This window comes from Vibrio tapetis subsp. tapetis (genome assembly GCF_900233005.1).
Lineage (GTDB): Bacteria > Pseudomonadota > Gammaproteobacteria > Enterobacterales > Vibrionaceae > Vibrio > Vibrio tapetis.
Map to the genome: position 1 here is coordinate 876716 of NZ_LT960611.1, position 26338 is coordinate 903053.

Annotated in this window: 21 protein-coding genes; 15 read left to right on the forward strand and 6 right to left on the reverse strand. The window is 43.0% G+C overall.

All coding sequences use genetic code 11. The features are described from left to right. The first annotated feature begins 111 nt into the window (after positions 1-111). From pabB to VTAP4600_RS03970, 6 genes are all read left to right on the forward strand, one after another. Positions 112-1497 (forward strand): aminodeoxychorismate synthase component I, encoded by a 1386-nt coding sequence (gene pabB / locus VTAP4600_RS03945; protein WP_102521604.1) that lies wholly within the window; start codon positions 112-114, stop codon positions 1495-1497. Positions 1498-1745: 248 nt separating this feature from the next. Continuing rightward, complete coding sequence (locus VTAP4600_RS03950; RefSeq protein ID WP_197708654.1) at positions 1746-3026, forward strand: GGDEF domain-containing response regulator; 1281 nt, start codon at positions 1746-1748, stop codon at positions 3024-3026. 323 nt (positions 3027-3349) lie between these two features. Next, entirely contained in the window at positions 3350-3904 is a 555-nt protein-coding gene (locus tag VTAP4600_RS03955) for a CoA pyrophosphatase (protein WP_102521605.1), read from the forward strand. A gap of 326 nt (positions 3905-4230) precedes the next feature. Further along, positions 4231-5487: an aromatic amino acid transport family protein gene (locus VTAP4600_RS03960; protein WP_102521606.1), complete on the forward strand. Its 1257-nt coding sequence runs from the start codon at positions 4231-4233 to the stop codon at positions 5485-5487. A gap of 121 nt (positions 5488-5608) precedes the next feature. Then, positions 5609-6970, forward strand: a complete 1362-nt coding sequence (locus tag VTAP4600_RS03965) for an L-serine ammonia-lyase (RefSeq protein ID WP_102521607.1) — start codon at positions 5609-5611, stop codon at positions 6968-6970. A gap of 96 nt (positions 6971-7066) precedes the next feature. Further along, complete coding sequence (locus VTAP4600_RS03970) at positions 7067-7543, forward strand: GNAT family N-acetyltransferase (RefSeq protein ID WP_102521608.1); 477 nt, start codon at positions 7067-7069, stop codon at positions 7541-7543. Between the two features lie 87 nt (positions 7544-7630). On the opposite strand, the gene queD is transcribed toward VTAP4600_RS03970, so the two are convergent. Continuing rightward, the gene (queD, locus tag VTAP4600_RS03975; RefSeq protein WP_102521609.1) at positions 7631-7993 is read right to left on the reverse strand and encodes a 6-carboxytetrahydropterin synthase QueD; all 363 of its coding nucleotides are present in this window, start codon (positions 7991-7993) and stop codon (positions 7631-7633) included. Positions 7994-8279: 286 nt separating this feature from the next. Here queD and VTAP4600_RS03980 point away from each other — a divergent pair, with 286 nt between their 5' ends. The 8 genes from VTAP4600_RS03980 to VTAP4600_RS04015 all read left to right on the forward strand — a co-directional run bounded on the left by VTAP4600_RS03980 (position 8280) and on the right by VTAP4600_RS04015 (position 19713). Then, positions 8280-9899 (forward strand): methyl-accepting chemotaxis protein, encoded by a 1620-nt coding sequence (locus VTAP4600_RS03980; protein WP_102521610.1) that lies wholly within the window; start codon positions 8280-8282, stop codon positions 9897-9899. Positions 9900-10039: 140 nt separating this feature from the next. Beyond that, complete coding sequence (gene asnS / locus VTAP4600_RS03985) at positions 10040-11440, forward strand: asparagine--tRNA ligase (RefSeq protein WP_102521611.1); 1401 nt, start codon at positions 10040-10042, stop codon at positions 11438-11440. A 283-nt stretch (positions 11441-11723) separates the two neighbouring features. After that, on the forward strand, positions 11724-12023 hold the full coding sequence (locus VTAP4600_RS03990) for a hypothetical protein (protein WP_102521612.1): 300 nt from the start codon (positions 11724-11726) through the stop codon (positions 12021-12023). A 210-nt stretch (positions 12024-12233) separates the two neighbouring features. Beyond that, entirely contained in the window at positions 12234-13733 is a 1500-nt protein-coding gene (locus VTAP4600_RS03995; protein WP_102521613.1) for an HD domain-containing phosphohydrolase, read from the forward strand. A 245-nt stretch (positions 13734-13978) separates the two neighbouring features. Beyond that, the gene (locus VTAP4600_RS04000; RefSeq protein WP_102521614.1) at positions 13979-15169 is read left to right on the forward strand and encodes an amino acid aminotransferase; all 1191 of its coding nucleotides are present in this window, start codon (positions 13979-13981) and stop codon (positions 15167-15169) included. Between the two features lie 253 nt (positions 15170-15422). Further along, positions 15423-16967, forward strand: a complete 1545-nt coding sequence (locus VTAP4600_RS04005) for a methyl-accepting chemotaxis protein (protein ID WP_102521615.1) — start codon at positions 15423-15425, stop codon at positions 16965-16967. 128 nt (positions 16968-17095) lie between these two features. Beyond that, positions 17096-18979, forward strand: coding sequence for a putative nucleotidyltransferase substrate binding domain-containing protein (locus VTAP4600_RS04010; RefSeq protein ID WP_102521616.1), 1884 nt, complete (start codon positions 17096-17098; stop codon positions 18977-18979). Positions 18980-18996: 17 nt separating this feature from the next. Beyond that, positions 18997-19713: a 3'-5' exonuclease gene (locus tag VTAP4600_RS04015; protein ID WP_415239684.1), complete on the forward strand. Its 717-nt coding sequence runs from the start codon at positions 18997-18999 to the stop codon at positions 19711-19713. A gap of 86 nt (positions 19714-19799) precedes the next feature. Here the strand turns inward: VTAP4600_RS04015 and VTAP4600_RS04020 are convergent, their stop codons facing one another. After that, the gene (locus VTAP4600_RS04020) at positions 19800-21377 is read right to left on the reverse strand and encodes a BCCT family transporter (protein ID WP_102521618.1); all 1578 of its coding nucleotides are present in this window, start codon (positions 21375-21377) and stop codon (positions 19800-19802) included. A gap of 394 nt (positions 21378-21771) precedes the next feature. On the opposite strand from VTAP4600_RS04020, the gene VTAP4600_RS04025 reads away from it, so the two are divergent. Beyond that, a complete protein-coding gene (locus VTAP4600_RS04025; RefSeq protein ID WP_102521619.1) occupies positions 21772-22248 on the forward strand; it encodes a MarR family winged helix-turn-helix transcriptional regulator in 477 nt (158 codons plus the stop codon). Positions 22249-22327: 79 nt separating this feature from the next. Here VTAP4600_RS04025 and VTAP4600_RS04030 read toward each other — a convergent pair whose 3' ends face one another. The 4 genes from VTAP4600_RS04030 to VTAP4600_RS04045 all read right to left on the reverse strand — a co-directional run bounded on the left by VTAP4600_RS04030 (position 22328) and on the right by VTAP4600_RS04045 (position 26252). After that, complete coding sequence (locus VTAP4600_RS04030) at positions 22328-22966, reverse strand: response regulator transcription factor (protein ID WP_102521620.1); 639 nt, start codon at positions 22964-22966, stop codon at positions 22328-22330. Next, a complete protein-coding gene (locus VTAP4600_RS04035; protein ID WP_102521621.1) occupies positions 22963-24315 on the reverse strand; it encodes a cache domain-containing protein in 1353 nt (450 codons plus the stop codon). Before VTAP4600_RS04035 ends, VTAP4600_RS04030 begins: the two co-directional genes overlap by 4 nt. A 110-nt stretch (positions 24316-24425) precedes the next feature. Beyond that, entirely contained in the window at positions 24426-25709 is a 1284-nt protein-coding gene (locus tag VTAP4600_RS04040; RefSeq protein ID WP_102521622.1) for a TRAP transporter large permease, read from the reverse strand. A 12-nt stretch (positions 25710-25721) separates the two neighbouring features. Then, positions 25722-26252, reverse strand: a complete 531-nt coding sequence (locus VTAP4600_RS04045) for a TRAP transporter small permease subunit (RefSeq protein ID WP_102521623.1) — start codon at positions 26250-26252, stop codon at positions 25722-25724. Between the last annotated feature and the right edge of the window lie 86 nt (positions 26253-26338).

Here is a 26338-nt window from a genome sequence, read left to right on the forward strand (position 1 = left end):
TTATTATTAACACTTAGTGCAGATCACGTCCCTTGGTGTATGCTTTTATGATACTCTTGCTCGCCATTGGGCGCTACGAACGCATTACTCTCTTTGTCACAAATTAAACAAATGAATAACACTGCCATTTCGAATATCTCTATCATTCCAATAAATTACAGTCATGATCTCACAAGTCAACTTTTTGCTAACATAGAAAGCCAACCGTGGGCGATGTTACTGCGCTCAGTTTGTGAGCATCACCCAGATAACCGCTATGATATTTTGGTTGCTAATCCAATTGCCACCATTACCACTTACGGTGACCAAAGCTTTGTGACGAAGAAGTCCGTCGTAACGCAATCAAAAAATGACCCTTTTACACTGATAGATGAATTACTTAGCGATTCGTTGCCATATAGCGATCCTATCGACGACATTCCATTTATCGGTGGGGCATTGGGATATTTTGGCTATGACCTCGGCCGTCGCGTTGAATCTATGCCAACCATTGCAACGCACGACATCAATACAGCCGACATGGCCGTTGGGATCTACTCTTGGGCAGTTATTGCCGATCACCATACAAAGTGTGCATATGTGGTTGGCGAAAATCCGGAAATTCACTGGCAGTGGCTTAACCAGCAACGTCACGCTCATCAACCAAATTTTTGCCTAACAAGCTCATGGCAATCTAACATGAATAAAGAGGGCTATGCGCCACGTTTTGAGACCGTTCAAGAGTACTTGCGTTCAGGCGATTGCTACCAAATAAACTTGGCGCAACGCTTTAAGGCAGCTTATAAGGGCAGTGAGTGGCAAGCCTACCAGAAACTCGAAACCGCTAATGGTTCGCCTTTTTCCGCTTTCATTCGCACTGATGAATGCGCCATTTTAAGTGTCTCTCCAGAGCGATTTCTCAAACTCGATCAAAAGCAAATTGAAACGAAGCCGATAAAAGGCACTCGCCCTCGGAACCAGAATTCAAAACTTGATAAACAAGCGACCATCGATCTTGCCAATGCAGAAAAAGATCAAGCTGAAAACCTGATGATTGTTGACCTGCTCAGAAACGACATTGGCCGCGTCGCGAAGCCCGGCACAGTAACGGTGCCAAAACTGTTCGCAATAGAGAGTTTTCCTGCGGTACACCATTTGGTGAGCACAATCCAAGCGACACTCGATGATGAGCACTCTGCCAGCGATTTGCTTCGAGCCTGCTTCCCTGGTGGTTCGATCACCGGAGCACCAAAGATACGAGCCATGCAAATCATCGAAGAGCTCGAACCTCATCGACGCAACATGTATTGCGGAAGTATTGGTTATATCAGTCGTTGTCGAAAAATGGACACCAGCATCACAATCCGAACCTTGGTTGCCTACAACAACAATCTTTACGCGTGGGCAGGCGGCGGCTTAGTTGCAGACAGCAAACTTAACGAGGAATACCAGGAAACCCTCGATAAACTCAGTAAGATACTCCCCATATTGGAATACACAGATCCAACCGAACGCTAAGTCACCAATAAGTTCTGCGCTAGATTCTAAAGGGCTCTCACTTCCGGAGCCCTTTGCCTTCTTAAAAACCTAACTCAAATTTGCCCTTTTCTAAAATTCGATTCTATAGTTAATACAACCTTATAATTCTTCTAGTAAAAACGTAATGAGCACCTAATCACTTAGGCAGAAACTAGATAAAACCACAGAATGTAAACAATTACATCGGTTATTGTATTTAACAACGTCGTCAGGCTAGGGAAATCACTATGAAAGAAATGTTGGTCGTAGAGGACAACAATTCCATTGCTACGGTTATTCAACAAATTGGGCAATCTCTCAAATATAAAGTCACGGTGGCAAAGTCACTCGCCGAAGTAAAAGAGATACTCGCAGTGAAAACCGATTTTTTTGTCGCAACCATTGATTATAGCCTGCCAGATGCCTATGAAGGCCAAGCCATTTCTTACATCTTAAGACATGATATCCCTTCCATCGTAGTGACCGGTCGAGTCAGCGACAAAATTCACCAAGAATTACTCAAACTGCCAATCATTGATTATGTTACTAAAGAGAATTCTCAAGCCTATTTCTACCTACAGCGAGTCCTTCACAGCCAATTGACTAATCACAAGATTGGCGTATTGGTTGTTGATGATTCATTGTCTGTTCGTAGTTATGTTTCTGCATTGCTAGAACGGCGAAACTTCACTTTATATTCTCAGCCTGATGGCAAGAAAGCCTTACAAGCGATCAAAGATAATTCTGATATTAAGCTAGTTATTACTGATTATGATATGCCAGGAATGAATGGTATCGATGTGGTTCAAGCGATCAGACGTTTATTTACTGAACGCGAGATCATTATAATTGGTTATTCTGCCTCATCAAAAAGTTATCAATCGGCTCGATTTATTAAAAGTGGCGCAGATGATTACTTGCATAAACCTTTTTGCCCAGAAGAGTTCTACTGCCGCGTATTTAAAAACGTCGAACGGCTTCAGTATATCGAAAATATCAAAACGGCTTCAGTCATTGATTACCTCACTTCTCTACCCAATCGCGATCACTTCATCGAGGTGACTGACAAGCAACTTGATTTCATAGAAATGAATAAGCTCACTTATTTGTTAGTTGTTTTCCATATTGACCACTTTAAAAGAATAAACGATAAGCACTCCTTTTCAGCCGGTGATCAGATTTTGATCTCAATGTCATCGTTACTTAAAGAGCGCTTTAAGGCGGCGACACTCGCTCGATTTTATGGCGCAGAGTTTGGCTGCCTTATCTCCGGAACAGACATTGCCAAAGTTAAATCAGCACTGACCGATTTCATGAGTGACGTTAAAAAACAGAGCATAGCCGTTGACAGTGATCACATTAATTTTAGTGTCAGTATCGGAGCCACTGTTGTAAAGAAACAATCCTCCATTAAGTTATGTATTGAACAAGCGGACGCCGCTTTACAGCAGGCTCAACAAGGAGGAGAAAACCAAATACACATCGACACTAAGTCCGGCCAACCATCAAGTAAAGAAGAAGTTATTTAATATCAAGCAAACACATCTTATCTTTACTGGTGATAAACCAGTTATGCCGGTGTATTTAGACGACTGTTCCTATTTGGTGGGTAATTTCTGCTAAAAATATAGGCGCGAAAGAGATACCAAAAAAGAAATGAATCAACCAAAATTCATTACCTTTAGGTATCGGTTATCCAGTAAGTATCGCAGAGAGCTTTCTAGCGCACCAAATTTACCTTCACCAAAGAAGTATGCATACACTATAGTTATGTAAGCAACCCGATACATCACCAAAGAATTCAAATACGGACAATTAATGAACAAAAACGCATTTCTAATGCCAATTCTACATGAGCCCGCCCAGTCAATATTTCAACGATCGTAGGCTACTCTCTACTAATGCGGATTCGTTTCGTCCGGCCGCTGTACTCATTGGCTTAGTTGAGCGTCCTCATGGTCTACAAGTTATCCTGACAAAACGCGCAATGCATTTACGTCATCACCCTGGGCAAATTAGTTTTCCAGGTGGCAAAGTTGAAGAGGAAGACGCAAGCGTCGTTCACACCGCATTGAGGGAGGCGAAAGAAGAAATTGGTTTAGACCCCAAATATGTCACTGAGATTGGTCAGTTACCAACTCTAGACACTTTCAGTCGCTTTCAAGTCACCCCAATCATTGCCTTCGTATCGCCAAGCTATGAGACTCAGATCGATGAAAACGAAGTTCAAAGTGTTTTTGAAGCGCCAGCTACATACCTATTCAACCGAAGCAATCTCCACGCGCTGCAATTTAAAGTAAAAAATGGGTTGCATAACGTATTTGCCGTGCCATATAAGCAACATCTAATCTGGGGCGTTACTGCCCAAATTATCCACTCCATGCAAACACAATTTAGTAACGCTTAGCACTAATAAAGTTAACAAACTGAGTTAATCGAAATTACCCCTCCACCTTATACACCTATTAGCACAAGAGTTGGAAAACCCTTTGTTAACAAGGGCTGCAAATATACATAACCCTGTAACACATTAATTACAACATTAGAAAAACTAATACCCAGACCTAGTTTAACTCATAAGTGGCACGTGATATACGTGACAGTCTTCGCGTTTATCGAACTAATTCTTCGATGCAGTAGCTTTTATTGATCTAGAGACTGACATTGTTATCAAAAAGGTGGAAAATAAGCCCTGTAATTCCTGTTCCCAATAAATTACACGAGAATATAACTATGCAATCAACTGTTACTACGGCGACTAACGCCAAAGCAACAAACTCTAAGTGGACTTATAAGGATTTCACTTGGGCACTTTCACTTTTCGGTACCGCTGTAGGTGCTGGTGTACTTTTCCTTCCAATTAAAGCAGGCGCTGGTGGTTTTTGGCCATTAGTAATCCTTGCACTAATTGCAGCTCCAATGACATGGTTCGCTCACAAAAGTTTGGCGCGATTCGTATTGTCATCTAAAAACCCAGAATCAGACATCACTGACACTGTAGAAGAGCATTTCGGTAAAACTGGTGCAAACATCATCACTTTCGCTTACTTTTTTGCTATCTACCCTATCGTACTTATTTACGGTGTTGGTATCACCAATACAGTTGACTCCTTTATGGTAAACCAACTGGGCTTTGCTTCGATTCCTCGTCCGATTCTATCTGGCGTGCTAATCATGCTTATGACGGGTGGTGTTGTATTCGGTAAAGAATTGATGCTTAAAGTAACGTCAGTAATGGTTTACCCATTAGTGTTCATATTGCTTGCTCTGTCTTTCTACCTGATCCCTGAGTGGAACACATCAATGATGTCTGTTAGCCCAGATTGGAGCGCGATGCCTTCTATCATTTGGTTAGCGATTCCTATCATCGTGTTCTCTTTTAACCACAGCCCAGTTATCAGTCAATTTACTAAAGAGCAACGCCTTAAGTATGGTGACGGTGCGGTTCAAAAGACCGACATGATCACGGGTGGCGCAGCAATGATGCTGATGACATTTGTAATGTTCTTCGTATTCTCTGTTGTACTGTCTTTGTCTCCGGCTCAACTAGCAATGGCACAAGAACAAAACATCAGTGTTCTTTCGTACCTAGCGAATGTTCATGAATCTCCTCTAATTTCGATTCTTGGCCCTGTTGTTGCGTTCGCCGCTATCACATCTAGCTACTTCGGTCACTTCCTAGGTGCACATGAAGGTCTAGTTGGTCTGGTTAAAACTAAAACGTCTAAGCCAGTTAAAACAGTAGAAAAAGGATCACTAGTATTCATCGTTGTAACCACTTGGATTGTTGCAATCGTGAACCCTTCTATCCTTGGCATGATTGAAACAATGGGTGCACCAATGATTGCAGCTATTTTGTTCCTTATGCCTGTATTCGCAATGCAAAAAGTACCAGCAATGGCGAAGTACAAGACATCAACGTTTGTGCAAGTTTTCACAGCAATTTGTGGCCTTGCATCAATTAGTTCTGTAATCTACGGCGCTCTTTAATCTCAATCAACTCTCTATAAGATGACTATCACCTTATATTGCGAGATTAAGCACAAAATATAATGATAATAAATGAGCCTCCCTACTCCCCTTGGGAGGCTCTCTTTTTGAGGTAATCGCTATGATTAGTGTTTTTGATATCTATAAAATCGGTGTTGGTCCATCGAGCTCTCATACTGTTGGACCAATGAAAGCGGGTAAAGAATTTATTGATGACCTACGTTCAATGGGAAAATTGCGCGACATCACTAAAATCACCGTGGACGTATATGGATCACTATCACTGACAGGGAAAGGTCACCACACAGATATTGCAATCATCATGGGTCTTGCTGGCAACACCCCTGAGAAGGTTGATATCGACTCTATCGCGGGTTTTATTGCTCGTGTTGAAGAAACGGAACGTCTACCTGTTGGTATGCACTGTCATACTGTTTCATTCCCTAAAGATAGTGGGATGAACTTCCATAAAACCAATCTGTCATTACATGAAAATGGCATGAGCATCCATGCTTGGATTGATGACGAAGTTGCCTACTCAAAAACTTACTATTCTATTGGTGGCGGTTTCATCGTCGACGAAGAAAACTTCGGCAAAGAACAAGAAAATCCGATTAAAGCACCTTATGAATTTACGACGGCTGAAGAGCTAGTCAATCAATGTAAGCAAAGTGGTTTATCGATCAGCGCGCTAGTGATGGAAAACCAAAAATCACTTCACTCAGAAGAAGAGTCTCGCACTTACTTTGCTAACATTTGGAAAACGATGCGCGAATGTATGGATCGTGGTATGAATACTGAAGGTATTCTTCCTGGCCCGCTACGTGTACCTCGTCGTGCTGCAGCACTTCGCCAACAGTTACTCACTTCAGAAAAAACAACCAACGATCCAATGACCGTTGTTGATTGGGTCAACATGTATGCTTTCGCCGTAAACGAAGAAAATGCGGCTGGCGGTCGTGTCGTTACAGCACCAACTAATGGCGCATGTGGCATCATCCCTGCTGTTTTGGCTTACTACGATAAGTTCATTCAAACTGTGACCGAAAAAGACTACATTCGCTACTTTGCAGCTTCTGGTGCAATTGGTGGTCTTTATAAGCGTAATGCTTCTATCTCTGGCGCCGAAGTAGGTTGTCAGGGCGAAGTGGGCGTTGCATGTTCTATGGCTGCAGCCGGTCTTGCTGAGTTGATGGGTGGAAGCCCAGAGCAAGTCTGTATGGCCGCAGAAATCGGTATGGAACACAACCTAGGCCTTACTTGCGATCCAGTCGCCGGTCAAGTTCAAGTGCCTTGTATCGAACGTAACGGCATTGCAGCAGTTAAAGCGATAAACTCTACCCGTATGGCCATGCGTCGTTCATCTGACCCTCGAGTTTCTCTCGATAAAGTGATTGAGACTATGCTAGAAACCGGTAAAGATATGAACGCTAAATACCGTGAAACTTCTCAAGGCGGCCTAGCTATTAAGGTAGTTTGCTAAATAAATTGAAAAGTTGATGCGATCTTAGTCGCGCAATTTCACAAGTACGGTATACAATTAAGGCATGGCTCTCCATGCCTTTTTTTATGGCTAAATATGATCGCAATTAAAAAAGCAAAAATTAAGTACTTCTCATCACTTATCGAACTCAACGTCAGCGTAGAACAAAAAGGCTACGTCACGACCTTTGACCACCTGTACGAAAACCGCTCCAACGAAGACGTTATCTATGCCATTACTCATGATGCCCAATACGTCGGTTTTTTTGCACTAGATTTTGGCTTCGAAAAGAAATACACCTTCGTCAAGAATCATGAAATCGGGCTTAAAAACTTTACCATTGACCAACGCCATCAAAAAAATGGCTATGGTAAAGCAGCAATTAAACGCCTTCAGCAATACCTATACTCTAGTTACCCTGATGTAGCGTCTATTTGTGTAATGGTGGACAAAAAAAATGACGCCGCTTACAAGTGCTTTTCCGATGCCGGATTTGAAGACACAAAGAAAATATTCTTTGACGATGACTCCAATCAAATTCGCATACTACGTTATACCGTAGTGGCTCCATAACCCACCTACAAAAATCCCGAACCAAATGGCTCGGGATTTTTTCAGCAAATTTTCAATACTGATTCAGTATTAACGCGAGTAATTCGTTTACTCACCGCGATAGATACAACCCGCAGTACACGTCTCTTTTATTTCTATTTTACTCAGCAATGGCAATGAAGGCTTAAGTTCATTCCAAATCCACTTAGCCAACACTTCACTGGTTGGATTTTCTAAACCAGGGATGTCATTTAAGTAGTAATGATCTAAACGATCATAAATAGGTTTGAAGGCTGCTTTAATTTCGGAAAAATCAATCACCCAACCAGTGTGAGCATCGACCTCACCTTCTACAAAAAGACGCACTAAAAATGAGTGCCCATGTAAGCGACCACACTTATGACCTTCAGGTACATGTGGCAAGTGATGGGCCGCTTCAAACATAAATTCTTTGTATAACTCAGTCGTCATAATCTTTCTCTAAAAACGCAAAAATACCTCGAAGCCGCGATGCTACTCAAAAGCGATTCAATACTCAAGCCTTGATAACGATTAACTCCGAACCAATAATCGCACGCCATACCGCACAAATTCATTTGCAGCTCAACAGCAGACGTCATATGGGTGCAAATAGTGCCACCATCACAGGCCACTCAGTTTCTGCGTGTTCACAATCACACATCCGTAATAAAAACACAAAAAACAAGGTTTTATAACTTATTATTAACACACTCTAATAATTCTTGTTTAGTATCGTATGAATCTATCAATAACGTCAAAGCTCCTTATTACTCTGGTTGCGGTTTTCACCCTCGTTTTAGCCTCATCAACCGGATATCAGTACTACCAACAACGTAACTTACTTAATTCTGTATTGAGTGAGCAGTTGCATGATAAAGCCAGTAATTACTTCGACAGCTTGAATATGATGATGCTCACTGGAACCATGTCTCAAAAAGAAACCCTACACCAAAAAGCACTCGCTCAAGGTGGCATAGAAGAAGTGCGCGTTATACGCTCTGAAACCGTTAACAAACTATACGGAATGGGCACTGTCGGCCAGCAAGCACAAGATGATATCGACAGAAGAGCGCTAAACGGTGAGACCATTATTGAACCATTTACGGCTGAATGGGGCAAAGGCTTAGTGGTCGCCCTACCGATGAAAGCCAGCGAAAACTACCGCGGAACAAACTGTATTGCATGCCATATGGCCACAGAGGGTGAAGTTCTAGGGGTTATCCGCTTAGAATATAACTTGAATAGCCTCAATTCGATGATAAGCCAGAGAACCTTTATTGCGATTGCTATAATGACAATCATTGCAGGCATTGGCTTTGTTGCTGCGTTGTATGTAATTCGTAAAATCATCATTAAGCCACTTAAACAAACGTCATTATTCATGCGAGATGTCAGTCAGAACCGAAACTTAACTTTAAGGCTCACGTCATCACGTAAAGATGAAGTCGGTCAATTAACCAGCGATATTAATTCTTTACTAGAAAGTGTTTCCAATGGCATGACGCAAGTTCAAAAAACATCGCACTCCCTTGCCATGGCTGCGACTGAATTAACAGATGTTGCGAAAGCAACTGAAGACGCAACCACCAATCAACTGAGTGAAAGCGCTGATGTAAGACACAACATGCTGGAACTTCAGCAGCAGCAACAAAACATAGAGCAAGCGACTAGAGAGGCCTCAGGGCTGATCACTCATACAACGGACACGGCAAGAAACAGCGCCACTACGGCGCACCAAGCAAGCCAAGATATACAATCACTGGTCTCTGATATTGAGGAAGTCAAAACGCAAATTGGTGAACTCAATCAACAAACAGATCAAGTAACCACAATTTTGGCCGTAATCAAAAGTGTTGCAGAGCAAACAAATCTACTGGCGTTAAATGCCGCGATAGAAGCCGCTCGCGCAGGCGAAAATGGTCGTGGCTTTGCTGTTGTCGCTGACGAGGTTCGTCAACTGGCAAGTCGAACACAAGAAGCAACAGGAAGTATTCAGTCGATCATCGAGCAACTGCAAAACGGCAGCAGCCAGTCTATGGCATCGGTCGATGAAGTCTGTCAACAAGCTCATATTCGCGCTGAGTCTGTCGACGAGCTTTCTCGCATTTTATCGGAAGTGACAGAACAAATGCAGCAAGCCAATATTCATGCGAGCAGCGTACAAGATCAGGTTGGCATGCAAACTCAGGTGAGTAGCAATGTGAGTGACAAGATATCGGCAATTACAACTCATGCAGAGAAAACATCGCATTCGGCAGGACAAACTCGAGAGATTTGTATGTATCTTGAGCACACATCAGAGCAACTAGAGCTATTACTTAAGCAATTTACCCTGCCAGACAATAATAAAGGTTGAAGCGAAATATTTGACAGGTAATATGTCAGTTTGAAATCAAAGAAAAAATTTCCAGTCGAACTTTTAATCATACTGAGTCAAATGACTTATTAAGATCCCAGTTCGGCTGTATTTTGACCTCAATGGAGAATATATCAAACATGACTTACGCGCCTGTAACAGACGTATTAAGCGGAAAACTTGCGGTAGACAGTGAAGTAACTGTTCGCGGTTGGATCCGTTCACGTCGCGATTCCAAAGCTGGAATTTCTTTCCTTGCCATTTATGACGGCTCTTGTTTCGACCCGATTCAGGCCGTGGTCCCAAATGAGTTGAATAATTACCAGGAAGAAGTTCTTAAACTGACGACTGGTTGCTCTGTTGAGGTAACTGGCAAAATCGTTGAATCTCCGGCTAAAGGCCAAGATTTTGAACTTGCCGCTACAGAAGTTAAAGTTGTTGGCTTAGTTGAAGACCCAGACACCTACCCAATGGCGAAGACTCGTCACTCAATTGAGTATCTTCGTGAAGTCGCTCACTTGCGTCCACGTACGAACGTAATCGGTGCTGTTGCCCGTGTTCGTAACTGCTTGTCTCAAGCTATTCACCGTTTCTACCATGAGCAAGGCTACTTCTGGATGTCTGCTCCGCTTATCACTGCATCTGATGCAGAAGGCGCTGGTGAAATGTTCCGTGTCTCTACACTAGACATGGTTAACACACCAATGACAGACGCTGGCGAAGTTGATTACGACAAAGACTTCTTTGGCAAAGAAACGTTCCTGACCGTTTCTGGTCAGCTTAACGCTGAAGCCTATGCGTGTGCACTAAGCAAAGTGTACACTTTCGGCCCTACTTTCCGTGCTGAAAACTCGAACACAAGTCGCCACTTGGCTGAGTTCTGGATGGTTGAACCTGAAATTGCGTTCGCTGATCTTGATGACGCTGCAAAATTGGCTGAAGACATGCTTAAGTATGTATTTAAAGCCGTTCTTGAAGAACGTCGTGACGATCTAGAGTTCTTTGCTCAGCGCATTAACAAAGAAGCGATTTCTCGCCTAGAGAATTTCGTTGATTCTGATTTTGCTCAAGTTGATTACACTGACGCTATCCAGATCCTTATCGATTCAGGTAAAGAGTTCGAATTCCCTGTTGAATGGGGTATCGACATGTCTTCTGAGCACGAGCGTTACCTTGCTGAAGAGCATTTCAAAGCACCGGTTGTAGTGAAAAACTACCCGAAAGACATCAAAGCATTCTACATGCGTATGAATGAAGATGGCAAAACCGTTGCAGCGATGGACGTTCTTGCACCTGGCATTGGCGAAATCATTGGCGGCGCACAACGTGAAGAACGTATTGAGCTACTAGAAAAACGCATGGAAGAAATGAACATCGATCCTGAGCACATGAGCTGGTACTTAGACTTACGTCGTTACGGTACTGTTCCTCACGCTGGTTTCGGTCTTGGATTTGAGCGCCTGGTTACTTATGTAACGGGAATGGCTAACATCCGTGACGTAATTCCTTTCCCTCGTGCAGCACGCAGCGCTAACTTCTAATTATTAGAAAGTTAACAAAAACGAATATATTAAAGCCATCTAATTGAGATGGCTTTTTTTTATCTCTTGAAAGTCGTCAAAGACAAAACGTGACCAATTCGGCGTTTAAAGCACCAGTAATGAGAGCTAACTCACTTTTATAAATCACTTCTTTGTTACATTTATACTGATAACTAGAGTTTGCTCACCTAAATAAAATGAAACCAATTTAAGTGAACGCTAGTCCAATTATCAAGAGTACTAAAGATTTAGTATAAAGAATAAAAACAAAGAGAGAGTCACAATGAAAAAAATTGATGCTGCAAATTTGGAATACAAAGGCGAATCAAACGGCGTTCACAATTGGACAACATCATCAGGTCAACCCTACTACTGGCACCCTGACTGGCTTCATATCGCTGAAGACGCAACAGGCTCACATCCAAAGCAAGCTTTAGATGTATCCGCTGAAGAAGCACCAAACAAAGAACATGCGGTCGCAGCCATCCTCAAACATGTAAATGATTGGGCTAAATCTAAACTTTCTGACAATCCAAACATCGAATCCGATGCCATCGAATCTCAGTTAAAACTAAAAAAATAAATTTGTGCTCCTAGATTTATCTAGGAGCACCCTCTCTCCTGCTCAAATGTTAGCCTCTTCATCCCCTTATTTACATTTCCAATGAAATTTAACATTTAAATTGACGGTCTTTATAGGTACGCTTGGCTGGCGTAATTTGTATTAATCAGAATGTACAAAAATTCCACTACACTACTAATTGGTTAGTAATAATAAAAATAAGGACTTCCCATGAATCAAAGCAACTATGATGCTTCATTAACGCTGAAATTGTATGTCATTGCAGGCGCACTTTTTGGCATATATGGAGGAAGAGTTTGCCCTATGCTAGAGACTCTAACCGCATCAGAAGTGTTGACTCATGTTTCCATTACTTTCACGTTCTTATTTTTAACTCGCCACTTTTTGCTCGTCCATTCCTCATGGATGAAAGCACTCAAAATTGCCCAACTGGACACCCTTGCTTTCTTTACTGCGAGTATCCCGCTCGCTCTTTACTATAATTTGATGAGCGACTTCCCTCTAGATAGCAACTTAAAAGTCCTATTTGGCATGACACTATTTGGTTTTTTCACCGGCACCATATTGCAGCTAGTTGCTAAAATGAAAAAAATGGACTCATTATCACATGCAGACCATCAAGAGTTTCAACTTAAAGGTGAACGCCAGTCAATGGTCAAGCAAATGATTGGGCTCGTTGTATTGCTGCTTGTCACTCTGACGCTGATGCTTGCATTGGTTGCTCTAAAGGATATTTTTTGGCTTAAGAATAACCCCGAGAGAATATTTGATGGTTCAGGGCAAATTAGCGTTATAAAAGAGTTTGTCTATATCTCTGCAATTTTGGGAGGCTATGCCATAACCATTATGCTGCTTTGGACCAAGTTAATGAAACGTGTCCTATTCAGCCAAGAGTGCTCATTGTTAATGGTCACAAAAGGAGAAATGGACACTCGACTTCCGGTGTTTAGCAATGACGAATTGGGCGTAATGGCCACCTTAACCAATACAATGTTAGACACTTTGCAATCAAGCCAAAACGAAATTAAAACCACTCGTGATGTTGCCATTACCAGCCTAGCCGCGTTAGCTGAATCTCGCGATAACGAAACGGGCGCCCACATCATCCGAACTCAAGAATATGTGCGATCGTTAGCGCTCCACTTAGCTGACACTCCTCAGCATCAGGAGCAATTAACTCCAGACTACGTTGAACTGCTGTATAAGTCGGCACCGTTACATGACGTCGGTAAAGTTGGTATCCCTGACGCAGTATTGCTAAAGCCGGGTAAGCTGACCTTCGACGAATTCGAAATAATGAAGCAACACCCTGAAATCGGGGCTAAAGCCCTTTCGATTGCAGAACAGCACCTTGGCAGCAGTTCGTTCCTTCAAGTGGCGAAAGAGATATCACTCTCTCACCATGAAAAATGGGATGGAAGTGGTTATCCATTGGGGCTATCAGGCCAGAGCATTCCTCTTTCTGGCCGCTTAATGGCTGTCGCTGATGTCTATGATGCCTTAATCTCTAAGAGGGTCTATAAACCGGCATTTACACATGATGAAGCCAAAGAGATCATCATCAAAGGTAAAGGCGCGCATTTCGATCCAGATGTCGTTGACGCTTTTGTTGCAATGGAACACGAGTTTATGGCGATTGCTAAACAATACTCCGACCAGTCAGCACAAAACAGCGAAGACAATGGGATCCCTTCCCCACAGACAGCCTAGTACTTCTCACACGAACAAAGTAAATGGTTTTGCACCTACGTCCAATACAGATGCAAAACCATACCCAAAACCCACTATTCTTAGCTCATTACCGCATTTTGACTGGTTATTTTATGACCTTAATCATTCGAGTTAAATATAAGGCAATAAATTCCCTTTATTTACGGTTGAATCCCTTCTACTGGGAAGGTATAACTAGGTGATACCTTTCACTATCCCCATTTTAATCAATATGGAAGCCGATTATGTTTGAAACAGTCAATGCCGCCCCTGCCGACCCGATTCTTGGTCTTACTGAAGAGTTTAAGAAAGACGCACGTGCAGAAAAAATTAACCTAGGTGTCGGTATTTACAAGAACGAAGAAGGTCAGACTCCCGTTCTTGCTACCGTTAAAAAAGCAGAAGCCGCTTTGTTAGAGTCGGAAAAAACCAAGTCATACCTAACAATTGAAGGTACAGCTGAGTACGGCCTTGCCGTTCAAAAATTGCTATTTGGCGCAGATTCAAACATCGTTAGCAATAAACTAGCAAAAACTGCACAAGCCCCAGGTGGCACCGGCGCTCTTCGCGTTGCTGGTGAGTTCATTAAGCGTCAGTTAAGTAGCAGCAAAATTTGGATCAGTAATCCAACTTGGGCGAATCATAATGGCGTTTTCTCTGCAGCTGGTTTAGAAACCGCTCAATACGGCTATTACAATGCAGAAAGTAAAGACAAAGATTTCAACGCGATGGTTGATAGCTTGAATCAAGCTGCTGCTGGTGACATCGTTCTTCTACACGGCTGTTGTCATAACCCAACAGGCATCGACCCAACGGCGGACGAGTGGGAAGTACTGGCTAAGCTATGTGCCGATAAAGGCCTCATCCCATTGTTCGATTTTGCTTACCAAGGGTTTGCAAAAGGCGTAGAAGAAGACGCATCGGGCTTGCGCACCTTTGCTAAATACAACAATGAAATTTTGGTCGCAAGTTCGTTTTCTAAAAACTTCGGTTTATACAACGAACGTGTGGGTGCATTCACCCTTGTTGCTAAGAACGAAGAAGTCGCAACAACGGCGTTCTCTCAAGTTAAAAGCATCATTCGTTCAATTTACTCAAACCCACCAGCACACGGTTCGGCCGTCGTAACTTACATTTTGAACGACGACGCACTAAGAGCTGAATGGGAAGCTGAAGTTGCAGAAATGCGCGACCGTATTCAAGAGATGCGTGAACTGTTCGTAACGACCTTGAAAGCTGAAGGTGTTTCGCACGACTTTAGCTTTATCGAGCGTCAAAACGGCATGTTCTCTTTCTCTGGCCTAAGCAAAGAGCAAGTAAACCGCCTTAAAGATGAGTTTGCAATCTACATTGTCGGTTCTGGCCGCATCAGCGTTGCTGGTATGACTAAATCAAATATGGGTCCACTATGTAAAGGCCTTGCTGCCGTACTATAGAGCAGAGCTTATCCGTACCCTCTATAAAGCCAGCATTTTGCTGGCTTTATTTTTAGCCAAGTAGACTTGCCTCACAAAATTCGTGCAAATAGCTACAACTATTCCCACAAACTATCTTTTCATCTAATTACAATTCCATCAGTTATGTCACAGCAGGTGTACTTGATCTAAATCACACTGATATTATTCGACTGTGCTAATTTGCAAATCATTACGTACCACGTGAAATTTAATTGCAATATTAGAGAGTTGTATGGCTAATAAATCCTACCCAAAAGAACACAATCTCATTTCAACTACTGATCCTAAAAGCATTATTACTTCAGCAAATGAGTCATTCTGTGATGTAGCAGAATATCAAGAAGACGACCTCCTAGGCAGGCCTCATAACTTAGTGCGACATCAAGACATGCCAAAGCCTGCTTTCGCGCAAATGTGGAAGTACCTTAAAAGCGGCCAAAGTTGGATGGGTCTGGTAAAAAATAGTTGCGCTGGTGGCGATCATTATTGGGTTTCAGCTTTTGTAACGCCTATTGTTAATAGCGCTGGTGAAATAGAAGAGCATCAGTCTGTTCGTACTAAACCGACGAATGAACAAATTGAACGAGCTGAGTCTCTGTATAAAAACCTTCGAGAAGGCAAAAAGCCAGGCATTAAACAGACACTACGCCGCCGATATAATCAATGGCAATTAGTACTCGCTGCCGTGTTATCTCTTGTTAGCGTTGCAGGGTTGTTCTCTGGCGATCAAACTGCCTTGTTTGCCTCAATCGCCGCATTATCTTGCATGACTTTATTCATTGGATTCATTCAACAATCTCGTATTAATGCCATTCAAGATCTTGCCAAAGACTCTTACGATAACGCCCTAATGGAGCATCCATATACGGGGAAATTCGATGATTACTCAAGTATCGAATTAGCTCTGATGATGCGTAAAGCCCAATTGTGTGCTGTTGCCGCCCGAACAGCCGACACGACAGGGAAATTGCTGATTTCAGCCGAAGAGGAATTTGGCAATACACAAACTATTCAACAACAACTCAACCAACAATGTAATGAAACCGAGCAAGTCGCTACAGCAATTACAGAATTGACCCATTCCATACAAGAAGTTTCAGACAGCGCTCTAACGGCCTCTCAGTCTACAGACGAAGCCAACAATGAATCTCTTAAAGGCAAACTCATGATTGAAAATACCATGGGCGCGGTTGAGGATCTTGCGACTGAATTGGAACGCTCACGCGACATCGTTGACAAACTCGCAGAGGATAGTCAGAAGATCGAGCAGATCCTTGATGTGATTGGCGCTGTGTCTGAACAAACCAATTTGTTGGCACTCAACGCCGCTATTGAGGCTGCACGTGCCGGAGAAGCAGGACGTGGATTCGCTGTCGTCGCCGACGAAGTGAGAAACCTTGCATCCAAAACTCAATCTTCGACTCATGAAATTCATGCCATGATCGCTCAACTCCAAGACACCGCGAAACAAGCGGTATCGATGATGTCTCGTGGCAAAGAGCTGTCAGAAGAGTGTAATCACCGAGCTCAAGAAACCGGTGTCGTATTAAATAACATCACCGAAATGCTTGCTAACGTAACAGATAGCAGCCATCAAATCGCGACCGCAGTAAACCAGCAAGCTAACGTTACTCAGGAGGTCAATAGAAACGTAACTAACATCCAAACATTGGCAAATAATACCAGTGAAACGTCGAGCACATCAGTAACAAGAACCAGCGATTTAGTCGTTCGCCTTGAGTCGATGCAGCGCCTTATAGGCCAGTTCATGCGTTAACTTATTGTCAAAAAAATGCGCTCAATAATTGATAGAAGCCATAAAACCATCAGACTTCCATAGCCTGATGGTTTCATTTGTTTGATGTATTGGTTAGGATGGTTAAAACACTTCAATCGAGCCCGCCAATGCAAGCTGAAATACTGGAAATTAAAGCTTTTTTAGCTCAATACCCTCCTTTTGACGAACTGCCAGAAGAAGTTCTCAATGACATTTCGCACAATGTCGAAATTTCTTATTATCGTGAATGTACGCCAATCATTCATTTTGGCGATCAAATACACGATCTCTTCATTGTTCGAAGTGGCGTAGTGGAAGTTTATCGACGTAAAGGTGAGCTGTATAACCGACTCGATGAAGGTGATTTGTTTGGCCAGATGGGGTTATTGACTAATAACAAAGTGCGTTTTCCAGTCAAGGCGATTGAAGACACCTTAGTCTACTGCATACCTGAGGCAACATTTCAAAAGCTCTACGAAGAATATGAGAACTTTGCAGACTTTGTCGAAGTCGAAGACGCAGCCCGCCTACGTCAAGCAATGTCGAACAGTTCTGATGCCAATGATTTAACTACGTCTAAAGTACGCACCCTTCTTACACGTGAACCAATCACCATTGAACGTAGTGAACCTATCCAAAAAGCGGCGATAAAAATGGCAGAAGAGAATGTTTCTGCATTGCTTATTGTCGACCCCGACCGTGAAGAAGAAGACGAAGACGATAACTCAGTCATCGGTATTATTACTGACCGAGATTTATGTACTCGCGTACTTGCAACTGGTTTATCCCCAGAGGATCCAGTGTCAGATGTAATGACAACCGAGCTGGTGTCGCTTGATCATAATGCGTATGTTTACGAAGCCATGTTAACCATGCTTAGGTATAACGTTCATCATCTTCCAGTACTCAAAAATCAGCAACCAATCGGCATTATCGAAGTTTCTGATATCGTACGCTATGAGTCTCAAAGTTCACTGTTGCTTGTTAGCAGTATCTTCCAACAACAAAACATTGATGAACTTAAAGCCTTGTCTGAACAAGTCAAAGATAGCTTTGTTCGAATGGTCAACGAAGACGCAAACTCTCACATGGTGGGAAGTGCGATGTCTGTTATTGGCCGCAGTTTTAAACAACGCATCCTGGAATTAGCCGAAGAAAAGTTTGGCGAACCTCCTGTCCCTTACTGTTTTCTAGCTCTCGGTTCTATGGCTCGCGATGAACAGCTTATTGTGACTGACCAAGACAATGCCATCATCCTCGATGAGTCTTATGACGAAGCCCTGCACGGTGACTATTTTGCGCAGTTAGCCGACTTTGTCTGCAAAGGGCTAGATCAGTGCGGTTACGTCTTGTGTACCGGTGACATCATGGCAACCAACCCTATGTGGCGCATGACAACACGCGAATGGGAAGAATGTTTCGCTGATTGGATTGATAACCCTAATCCAAAAGCACTGCTCAATAGTTCTATCTTCTTTGACCTAGATGGGGTGTATGGCCGGGTTAAATGGGCCGAGCAACTCAACGGTTTTATTGTTCGACGCGCTCGTAAAAACAACCGCTTCTTAGCTTGTTTAGCGCGCAATGCGTTAAACAGAACGCCTCCATTAGGCTTCTTTAAGAGCTTTGTAATGGAAAAAGACGGTCAGCACAAAAATTCAATTAACCTTAAGCGTCGTGGTACGGCTCCGCTAGCGGATCTTATTCGTGTTCATGCCCTTGCCGTTGGCTCACGTTCTCAGAACTCATTCGAGCGCTTAGACGACATCATAGACGCTGGTATCTTGCCACAAGGCAGGGCTCAAGACTTACGTGATGCAATGGAGTTTATCTCTACCGTTAGAATACGTCACCAGGCCATTGATGTTGAGTCACAAATTGACCCTGATAATAATATTGAACCTGATAATTTGTCCGATTTTGAACGTAGAAACTTGAAAGATGCTTTCCAAATTTTAAGTAATGCCCAAAACTTTCTTAAGTTCCGCTATCAAGCAAATAGCTTCAAATAGGGGCCAGAAAGCACATGTTGAATAAACTATTTGGTAAAAATAAGAACGATTGGACCAAGGTATTTGCTGAGAAGGCAAGCTCGGTAAGAGATGAGCGCTTAAAGAGCTTTTACGAGACAGGGGTTGTTTCAGAAGAAACGCCTTTATCGCAAGTCCCCTTCGTAGCACTCGATTTTGAAACAACGGGATTAGACGCGCAAAGTGACGACATAGTGAGTATTGGCCTTGTACCTTTTTCTCTGAACCGGATCTACTGCAACCAAGCTCGGCATTGGATAGTCAACCCAACCACCCCGCTCGCAGAAGAGTCAGTGGTTATTCATGGTATCACTCATAACGATATTGTTGATGCTCCGGATTTAAGGCGAATTCTTGATGAAGTGCTAGAGGCTTTGTCTGGCAAGATTGTCGTTGTTCATTATCGAAAAATTGAACGAGAATTCATGGATAGCGCTCTAAAAGAACGTATAGGTGAAGGTATTGTATTTCCGGTAATGGATACCATGGAAATCGAAGCCCAAGTCCAAGAAAAATGGGCTGGGGGTTTAATGAATCGCCTTAAAGGCGTTAAACCGCAGTCAATCCGATTAGGCTCTAGCAGAACGCGCTATGGCCTGCCCGCTTATACTCCACACCACGCTTTAACCGATGCACTAGCCACTGCTGAACTGTTACAAGCGCAGTTGATGCACCACTATTCTGCCGACACACCAATCAAAGATGTATGGCTATAGGCGCGTAATTTAGCGCGTCACGAAGGAAAAAAAGAGGCGAACTAAGTTCGCCTCTTTTTTTATATTTTCAATTACAGCCAATCAATTTAGCGGTAACCACGCTCCGTGCGCATACCCATTAGCAAGCTCACACACATTGCTAACAAGATAAAGGTAAACGGTAGTGCCGTAGAAATAGCACCCGCTTGCAGCGCCTGAATTGCTTCCGTTCCACCAACCCATAGCAGAGCAGCGGCAATCGCACCTTCCATCATTGCCCAGAACACACGCTGAACAACAGGTGCATCAACTTTACCACCAGCAGTAATGCTGTCGATAACCAATGAACCAGAATCTGAAGACGTGATAAAGAAGACCAAAACAAGCAAGATAGCGATCAGTGATAGAACCGTACCAAACGGTAGCGCTTCAAACATTTCAAACATTGCTAGCGGTACTTCACGTAAACCATTTGCACCTAACACGCCCACTTCGTTGATCACTTGGTCAATCGCAAGACCACCAAATACTGACATCCAAAGAATGGTCACAACTGTTGGTACGATTAATACTGCTGTTAGGAATTCACGTACCGTACGGCCACGAGAAACACGCGCGATAAACATACCTACGAATGGTGACCATGAAATCCACCAAGCCCAGTAGAATACAGTCCAAGCTTGGAACCATGCTTCATCGTTACGACCATGCGGATTACTCAAAGGAATAATGTTTTCAACGTAAGCCATGAACGTCGTTGGGATTGAGCCCAAAGATACCGCCCAACCAACGAGGCCAACAAAAATCAGTAGCACAAGCGCAATAAGAATATTAATGTTACTGATGATTTTCACACCACCATCAATACCACGGATTACCGAAACAACGGCCAATAATGTCACCACAAGGATAACCGCTACCTGTAATCCCATACCGCCATCGATACCAAATACATGGTTGATACCGCTCGCGGCTTGTTGTGCGCCTAGGCCAAGCGATGTCGCCAAACCAAATAGCGTAGCAAGTACGGCAAGAATATCAACAATGTGGCCCGGCCAGCCCCACGCTCTATCGCCCAAAATTGGGTAGAAAATAGAACGAATAGACAGTGGCATGCCTTTATTATAAGTAAAGAATGCAAGAGAAAGCGCTACAACACCGTAGATTGCCCATGGGTGTAGACCCCAGTGAAACATGGTTGCGCCAAGTGCTAATTTTGCCGCTTCCGGTGTATTTGCTTCAACACCAAGCGGCGTTTCAAACCAACCGGTGAAATAAGCCACAGGTTCTGCCACACTCCAGAACATAAGACCGATGCCCATCCCTGCTGCAAACAGCATAGATAGCCACGAGAAGAAAGAATAATCAGACGTCGCGTCTTGGCCACCTAAACGGATTTTACCGTAAGGAGAAACAATCAAGCCTAGGCAGAAAATAACAAAAATGTTACCTGCCCACATAAACAGACCATCAAATGCGCCGATAATCTGCCATTTAATGCCGTCCAATGTTGCTTTTGCAGCGTCTGCATCAGCAACCATGATTGCAACCAAGAACAGGGCGATTAAACCGGCACTGATCCCGAATACTGGGTTGTGTACATCAAAACCCCACTTTTGTACGTTATCTTGACCAACTGTGTAGTCGGTACTGTCGATACTGTACTTATCGATTCCCTTTGTCATTTGTCCTCTCTGTCAATAATTTTGACGTTTTTTGACGTTTTTATAAGGTGAAATTCTATGACGAAAAAACCCATAAAGAGCAAAATAGCCATTTATTAGTTAGTGATCATAACATTTAGCCGTAAATTCGATTGGTAAATTCTAAACAATGACGGACAAGAACGCTAGCATTTGCCCGCAAATTAACCTGTTACCTCTAAATAATCATGCCAAGCGATTACTTAATCTACAGAGTCGATCACGCATTTCATTCGTACACGAAACATTTCTCGTATATCCATGGGATCACAGTTGTCAAAATTATTCACTTTCTTGAAGACAGAAATACGATTTCAGCCTTTTCAGGCAAGGGTTTTTAGTGTAGTTTTGGCAAAAAATTTCATAGGATATTGTGGTGGAAAAACACGAAGAAGTGCTCGTTTCGATTAGGCAAATTATTAGAGCCATAGATCTGCACTCTAAGAAGTTAAGTAAGGAGTCTGGATTAACCGGCCCTCAGCTAATCTTAATGCGTTCAATTCGAGAGTTAGGTGAAGTAACAATACGCAGCCTAGCTAACCATACCAATATGAGCCAAGCTACAGCAACGACCATATTAGATCGTTTAGAACGTAATGGTTATGTTCTACGCCAGCGTAATCTAACAGACAAACGAAAAGTTCATGCTCATTTAACCGATGCAGGCAAAGAAATTCTACAAAAGTCACCTCTTCCGCTACAAGAGAACTTTATCAATCAATTTCAAGAACTCGAAGAGTGGGAACAAAGCCTGTTGCTATCGTCAGTTCAACGTATTTCTTCGATGATGAACGCAGAAAACTACGATGTGGCGCCGCTACTAGAAATCGGCAGTATTACTAAACCAGAATAAAACAGGTTTCACACCTCTGATTGTGACCATTGGTAGTCTATCGATGGTCATACAATCTTATTCCATCATTCAGTTCCCGCTACTCTATTAACCCTTGTTCCAACGCATATTTTGCCAATTCTGCAGTAGAGTGTAAGTCCAGCTTATGCTTAATATTTTGACGATGCGTTTCTACCGTCCGATAACTAATGTTGAGTAGGTTTGCCACTTTTTTGCTACTACAACCAGTCGCCACCAGTCTCAACACAGACTCTTCGCGTCGAGTTAACGGGTTGCTAACTAATGGCGTTGGCGCAACTTGCTGAGTAAACAACGTCTGAGTGACAGACTCGCAAAAGTACGTTGAGCCTTGGTTAACCGTTTTGATCGCTTGAATCATTTTTTCCGCGCTGATTTCTTTAAGCATGTAACCCATCGCTCCAACTTGCATCACCTGCATGATGTACTCTCGGTTGTCATGCATAGTCAACATCACGACTTTGGCCTCTGGTAACTCTTCTTTAATCAACCGCGTCGCATCAATGCCATTCATTACTGGCATGCTAATATCCATTAGGGTGACATCTGGCTTTTTTTGTTTAACGACCTCAAGCGCTTCCACACCATTACTGGCGGTACCAATAACCTGTATTTCAGGCTCGCGTTCAAGACGAGCAATAAATCCATCTAATACCACTTGGTGATCATCAGCAATGACCACAGTAATTAATTTACTCATCCTACTAATCCTTCTAAGTTGAGTAACACGGTAATCTCCGTCCCGATCTCAGGCTCACTTTCCAATTCAAACTCACCGCCAATGAACTCTACCCTCTCGCGCATATTCCTAAGCCCGATACCATCTAGTCCATGGATTTGTCTTGGGTTAAACCCTATACCATCATCTCTTACAACAAGTTGAAGTAGACTTCCCATCTGTTGCAATATGATGGTGATTTTTTTCGCTCTAGCATGTTTTTCAATATTATTAAGTGACTCTTGAGCGACTCGATACAAGGTTGTTGCCGCTTCAGATTTCAAGCGCCCTTTTTGTGTATCATATAACGTTTCAACTTGAATACCAGAATGCGCTTGGTAATCCTGTAGTAATGTCGTTAGCGCCGACTCCAAGCCTATATCATCCAAAGCACTTGGCCTCAAATTGTGAGAAATTCGCCTCACTTCATTAATGGCAGTCATAATAGATTGCTGAGATTGTTCCAAATGTTTCGAATAATTTGAATCGGGTAAGTTGTCGCCAAGTAACTCTAAATGACACTTACTGGAAACCAATAATTGATTGATCCCATCGTGGAGCTCTCGTGCAAGGTGCTTCTTTTCGTCCTCTTGAAACATGACTGTTTTGTGGGCTAACTCTTTAAGATTCTTATCCGCTAATCTATGTTCATGTAAATTTATCGCTAACGTCAAAACAATAATCACCCCGACCGTAACCACCAAAATGACCACAATCGAAAATACCGTTGTTTCAATATTCTTGCTTATTGCCGCTTGCATATTGGCCACTTCTAAGCTGACATCCTCGATATACAGACCCGTACCAATCATCCAGTTCCACTTTCCTAACCATGCTGCATAACTGAGCTTAGGTACGGTTTCTCCCGTTGAGGGTTTTTGCCACAAATATTGATGGAAGCCACCCCCACTTTGAGCTTGGTCTAGCAAGGATTCAATAAGGAAATTACCGTTTTCGTCTTGAATGTGTAGCAAGTTTTTGCCGACGAGTTCCGGCTGTATTGGGTGGACAAGATTGATGCCGTTACTATCATATGCAAAAAAATAGCCGTCACTGCCATAGCGTAGGCGCGTGAGAATCTGACGGACTTGTAACTTAGCTTGATGCTCTTCAAGTGCAGGGTCTTGATAGACATGGCGAATGGCGTCAAAAGCGAGATCAACGCTATCTTTTAATGCTTGCTCTCGGGATTTTATCAAGGAGCTTCTTAGAGTCTCGACTTCACGTTCACCCAACGTTTTTGCCTGATGGAATGAGACCCAACTAATGCTAGCCGTAACAAGCATCAAAGGCAGTAAAGTCAATAAAATCAATTTAGCTTTAAGAGGCATTCCCTATCCTCCAAATAAAAAACGGCCTATCTAACAGTTAAGATAGGCACGTTCAATTTATCAACATTTGTTACATTGTTAAAACTTGTTATTCACAACCTCGAAGCCTGTCACATTCCATAAAATGCAGGGAACGCCAGTATAGAACCGAGAACCAATATCTGAATGCCGATGAATGGCATTACCCCTCGGTAAATATCTCGAGTTGTGACCCCCTTTGGAGCAACGCCTTTCAAATAGAACAAGCTAAATCCAAACGGTGGTGTTAAGAATGACGTTTGCAAGTTCATCGCAACGAGTATCGCAAACCATGTCATATTAATGCCCATCAGCTCAGCGATGGGTGCCAAGATAGGCACGATGATAAAACAGATTTCAACAAAGTCGATAAAGAAACCCAGAATTAAAATGACCAACATCGTAATAACAAGAAAGCCCCATTTCTCCCCCGGTAATTCAAGCATCCATTCTTCAACCAATAAGTCACCACCGGTATAGGTAAATGCCATAGAGAAGGCGGTAGCGCCAAGTAAAATAGCGAATACCATCGCGGTAACTTTTACGGTTTCTTTCGAAGCGTCATAAACCATTTTCCAACTGAATTCACGATACATAATCGCAAGAACAATGGCGCCTGCTCCCCCGAGTGCAGCGGACTCCGTTGGAGTTGCAACCCCAGCAAAAATGGAACCCAAAACAACAACAATCAGAGCTAAAGGAGGAACAACGGCTTTAAGTGCAGTGATCACTTCCTTGCTGCGGCTAATAGAATCGTCTCGGTCGATCGCCGGAGCCGCTTGAGGGTTTCGATAAGCATAAAACAGTATGTATGCAATATAAGCAGCCACTAACATGAAACCAGGACCGATAGCCGCTTGGAATAAGTCTCCTACGGGAACCCCTAATACATCACCGAGCAAAATTAAAACGATAGATGGCGGAATAATTTGCCCTAACGTCCCTGAAGCGCAAATCGTGCCGCAGGCAAGCCCCTTATCGTAATTGTATTTCAGCATCACAGGCAATGAAATAAGCCCCATAGCTACGACTGATGCACCAACAACACCGGTCGATGCTGCCAACAATGCACCCACCAAAACCGTTGAAATGGCGATACCACCACGAACGCCTCCAAAAAGTCGCCCCATAGACTCGAGCAATTGCTCCGCTAGTTTGGTTTTTTGTAGAACTAACCCCATAAAGACAAATAATGGGACGGCCATGAGTACCGTGTTTTCCATAATGGATTGAATGCGATATGGCATGAAGGCAAACATTTCTATGCCTTCAGCCCACACTCCAAAAATTAATGCGATTCCTCCAAACGTAAACGCAACTGGGAACCCTAGTAGCAGCGCAAGCAGCGCAACAAAAAACATTACTATTCCAATCATGATCTCGCTTCCTTACTTCTCTGCTTGGTAAAGCAATCTTGGGTTAACCAGTTTATTGAGCGAATGTAGCAGCAATCCGATGCCGCTTACCGCCATGAAAAAGAATGAAAGTGGAATCATCGCTTTTATAATCCAACGATAAGGTAAGCCACCCGGGTCGCCGGATGTTTCACCTAACGCGTAACTTTCTTTAGCAAAGTCAACACCAAACCAAGCAACTGATAGGCAAAAAGGAATGAGGAAAATAAGGGTGCCTAAAATATCAATAATGGCTTGGGCTTTCATTGAAAGACGCTCGTAAAACACGTCAACCCGAACGTGTCCTCCGGCTTTAATGGCATATGGGACACCTAATAAAAACACACTGGCGAACAGATGCCATTCCATTTCTTGGAACCCAATGGACACATCATTAAACGCGTACCGCATTATTACGTCATACACTACGTTCGCTAGTAGTAGCAAAAACAGTATGCTGGAAAGCCAACCTAATACATCTCCGATGCGGTTGAACATACGTTCGATAACGATCAAACTTCTCATTCCATACTCCCTGGGAAATTAAAGGCAGAACACGATGTCGTGTTCCTAATTGTGGACTTAATTCTCTTAACGACTGTTGTTATTTT

Bases quoted from the DNA above. Each gene is read 5' to 3' on its own strand.
- VTAP4600_RS03995 (WP_102521613.1), top strand. From the start codon at position 12,234: ATGAATCAAAGCAACTATGATGCTTCATTAACGCTGAAATTGTATGTC.
- VTAP4600_RS04045 (WP_102521623.1), bottom strand. From the start codon at position 26,252: ATGAGAAGTTTGATCGTTATCGAACGTATGTTCAACCGCATCGGAGAT.
- VTAP4600_RS03965 (WP_102521607.1), top strand. From the start codon at position 5,609: ATGATTAGTGTTTTTGATATCTATAAAATCGGTGTTGGTCCATCGAGC.
- VTAP4600_RS04035 (WP_102521621.1), bottom strand. From the start codon at position 24,315: ATGCCTCTTAAAGCTAAATTGATTTTATTGACTTTACTGCCTTTGATG.
- pabB (WP_102521604.1), top strand. From the start codon at position 112: ATGAATAACACTGCCATTTCGAATATCTCTATCATTCCAATAAATTAC.
- VTAP4600_RS04030 (WP_102521620.1), bottom strand. From the start codon at position 22,966: ATGAGTAAATTAATTACTGTGGTCATTGCTGATGATCACCAAGTGGTA.
- VTAP4600_RS04000 (WP_102521614.1), top strand. From the start codon at position 13,979: ATGTTTGAAACAGTCAATGCCGCCCCTGCCGACCCGATTCTTGGTCTT.
- VTAP4600_RS04005 (WP_102521615.1), top strand. From the start codon at position 15,423: ATGGCTAATAAATCCTACCCAAAAGAACACAATCTCATTTCAACTACT.
- VTAP4600_RS04020 (WP_102521618.1), bottom strand. From the start codon at position 21,377: ATGACAAAGGGAATCGATAAGTACAGTATCGACAGTACCGACTACACA.
- VTAP4600_RS03950 (WP_197708654.1), top strand. From the start codon at position 1,746: ATGAAAGAAATGTTGGTCGTAGAGGACAACAATTCCATTGCTACGGTT.
- queD (WP_102521609.1), bottom strand. From the start codon at position 7,993: ATGACGACTGAGTTATACAAAGAATTTATGTTTGAAGCGGCCCATCAC.
- VTAP4600_RS03955 (WP_102521605.1), top strand. From the start codon at position 3,350: ATGAGCCCGCCCAGTCAATATTTCAACGATCGTAGGCTACTCTCTACT.
- VTAP4600_RS03980 (WP_102521610.1), top strand. From the start codon at position 8,280: ATGAATCTATCAATAACGTCAAAGCTCCTTATTACTCTGGTTGCGGTT.
- VTAP4600_RS03960 (WP_102521606.1), top strand. From the start codon at position 4,231: ATGCAATCAACTGTTACTACGGCGACTAACGCCAAAGCAACAAACTCT.
- asnS (WP_102521611.1), top strand. From the start codon at position 10,040: ATGACTTACGCGCCTGTAACAGACGTATTAAGCGGAAAACTTGCGGTA.
- VTAP4600_RS03990 (WP_102521612.1), top strand. From the start codon at position 11,724: ATGAAAAAAATTGATGCTGCAAATTTGGAATACAAAGGCGAATCAAAC.
- VTAP4600_RS03970 (WP_102521608.1), top strand. From the start codon at position 7,067: ATGATCGCAATTAAAAAAGCAAAAATTAAGTACTTCTCATCACTTATC.
- VTAP4600_RS04010 (WP_102521616.1), top strand. From the start codon at position 17,096: ATGCAAGCTGAAATACTGGAAATTAAAGCTTTTTTAGCTCAATACCCT.
- VTAP4600_RS04040 (WP_102521622.1), bottom strand. From the start codon at position 25,709: ATGATTGGAATAGTAATGTTTTTTGTTGCGCTGCTTGCGCTGCTACTA.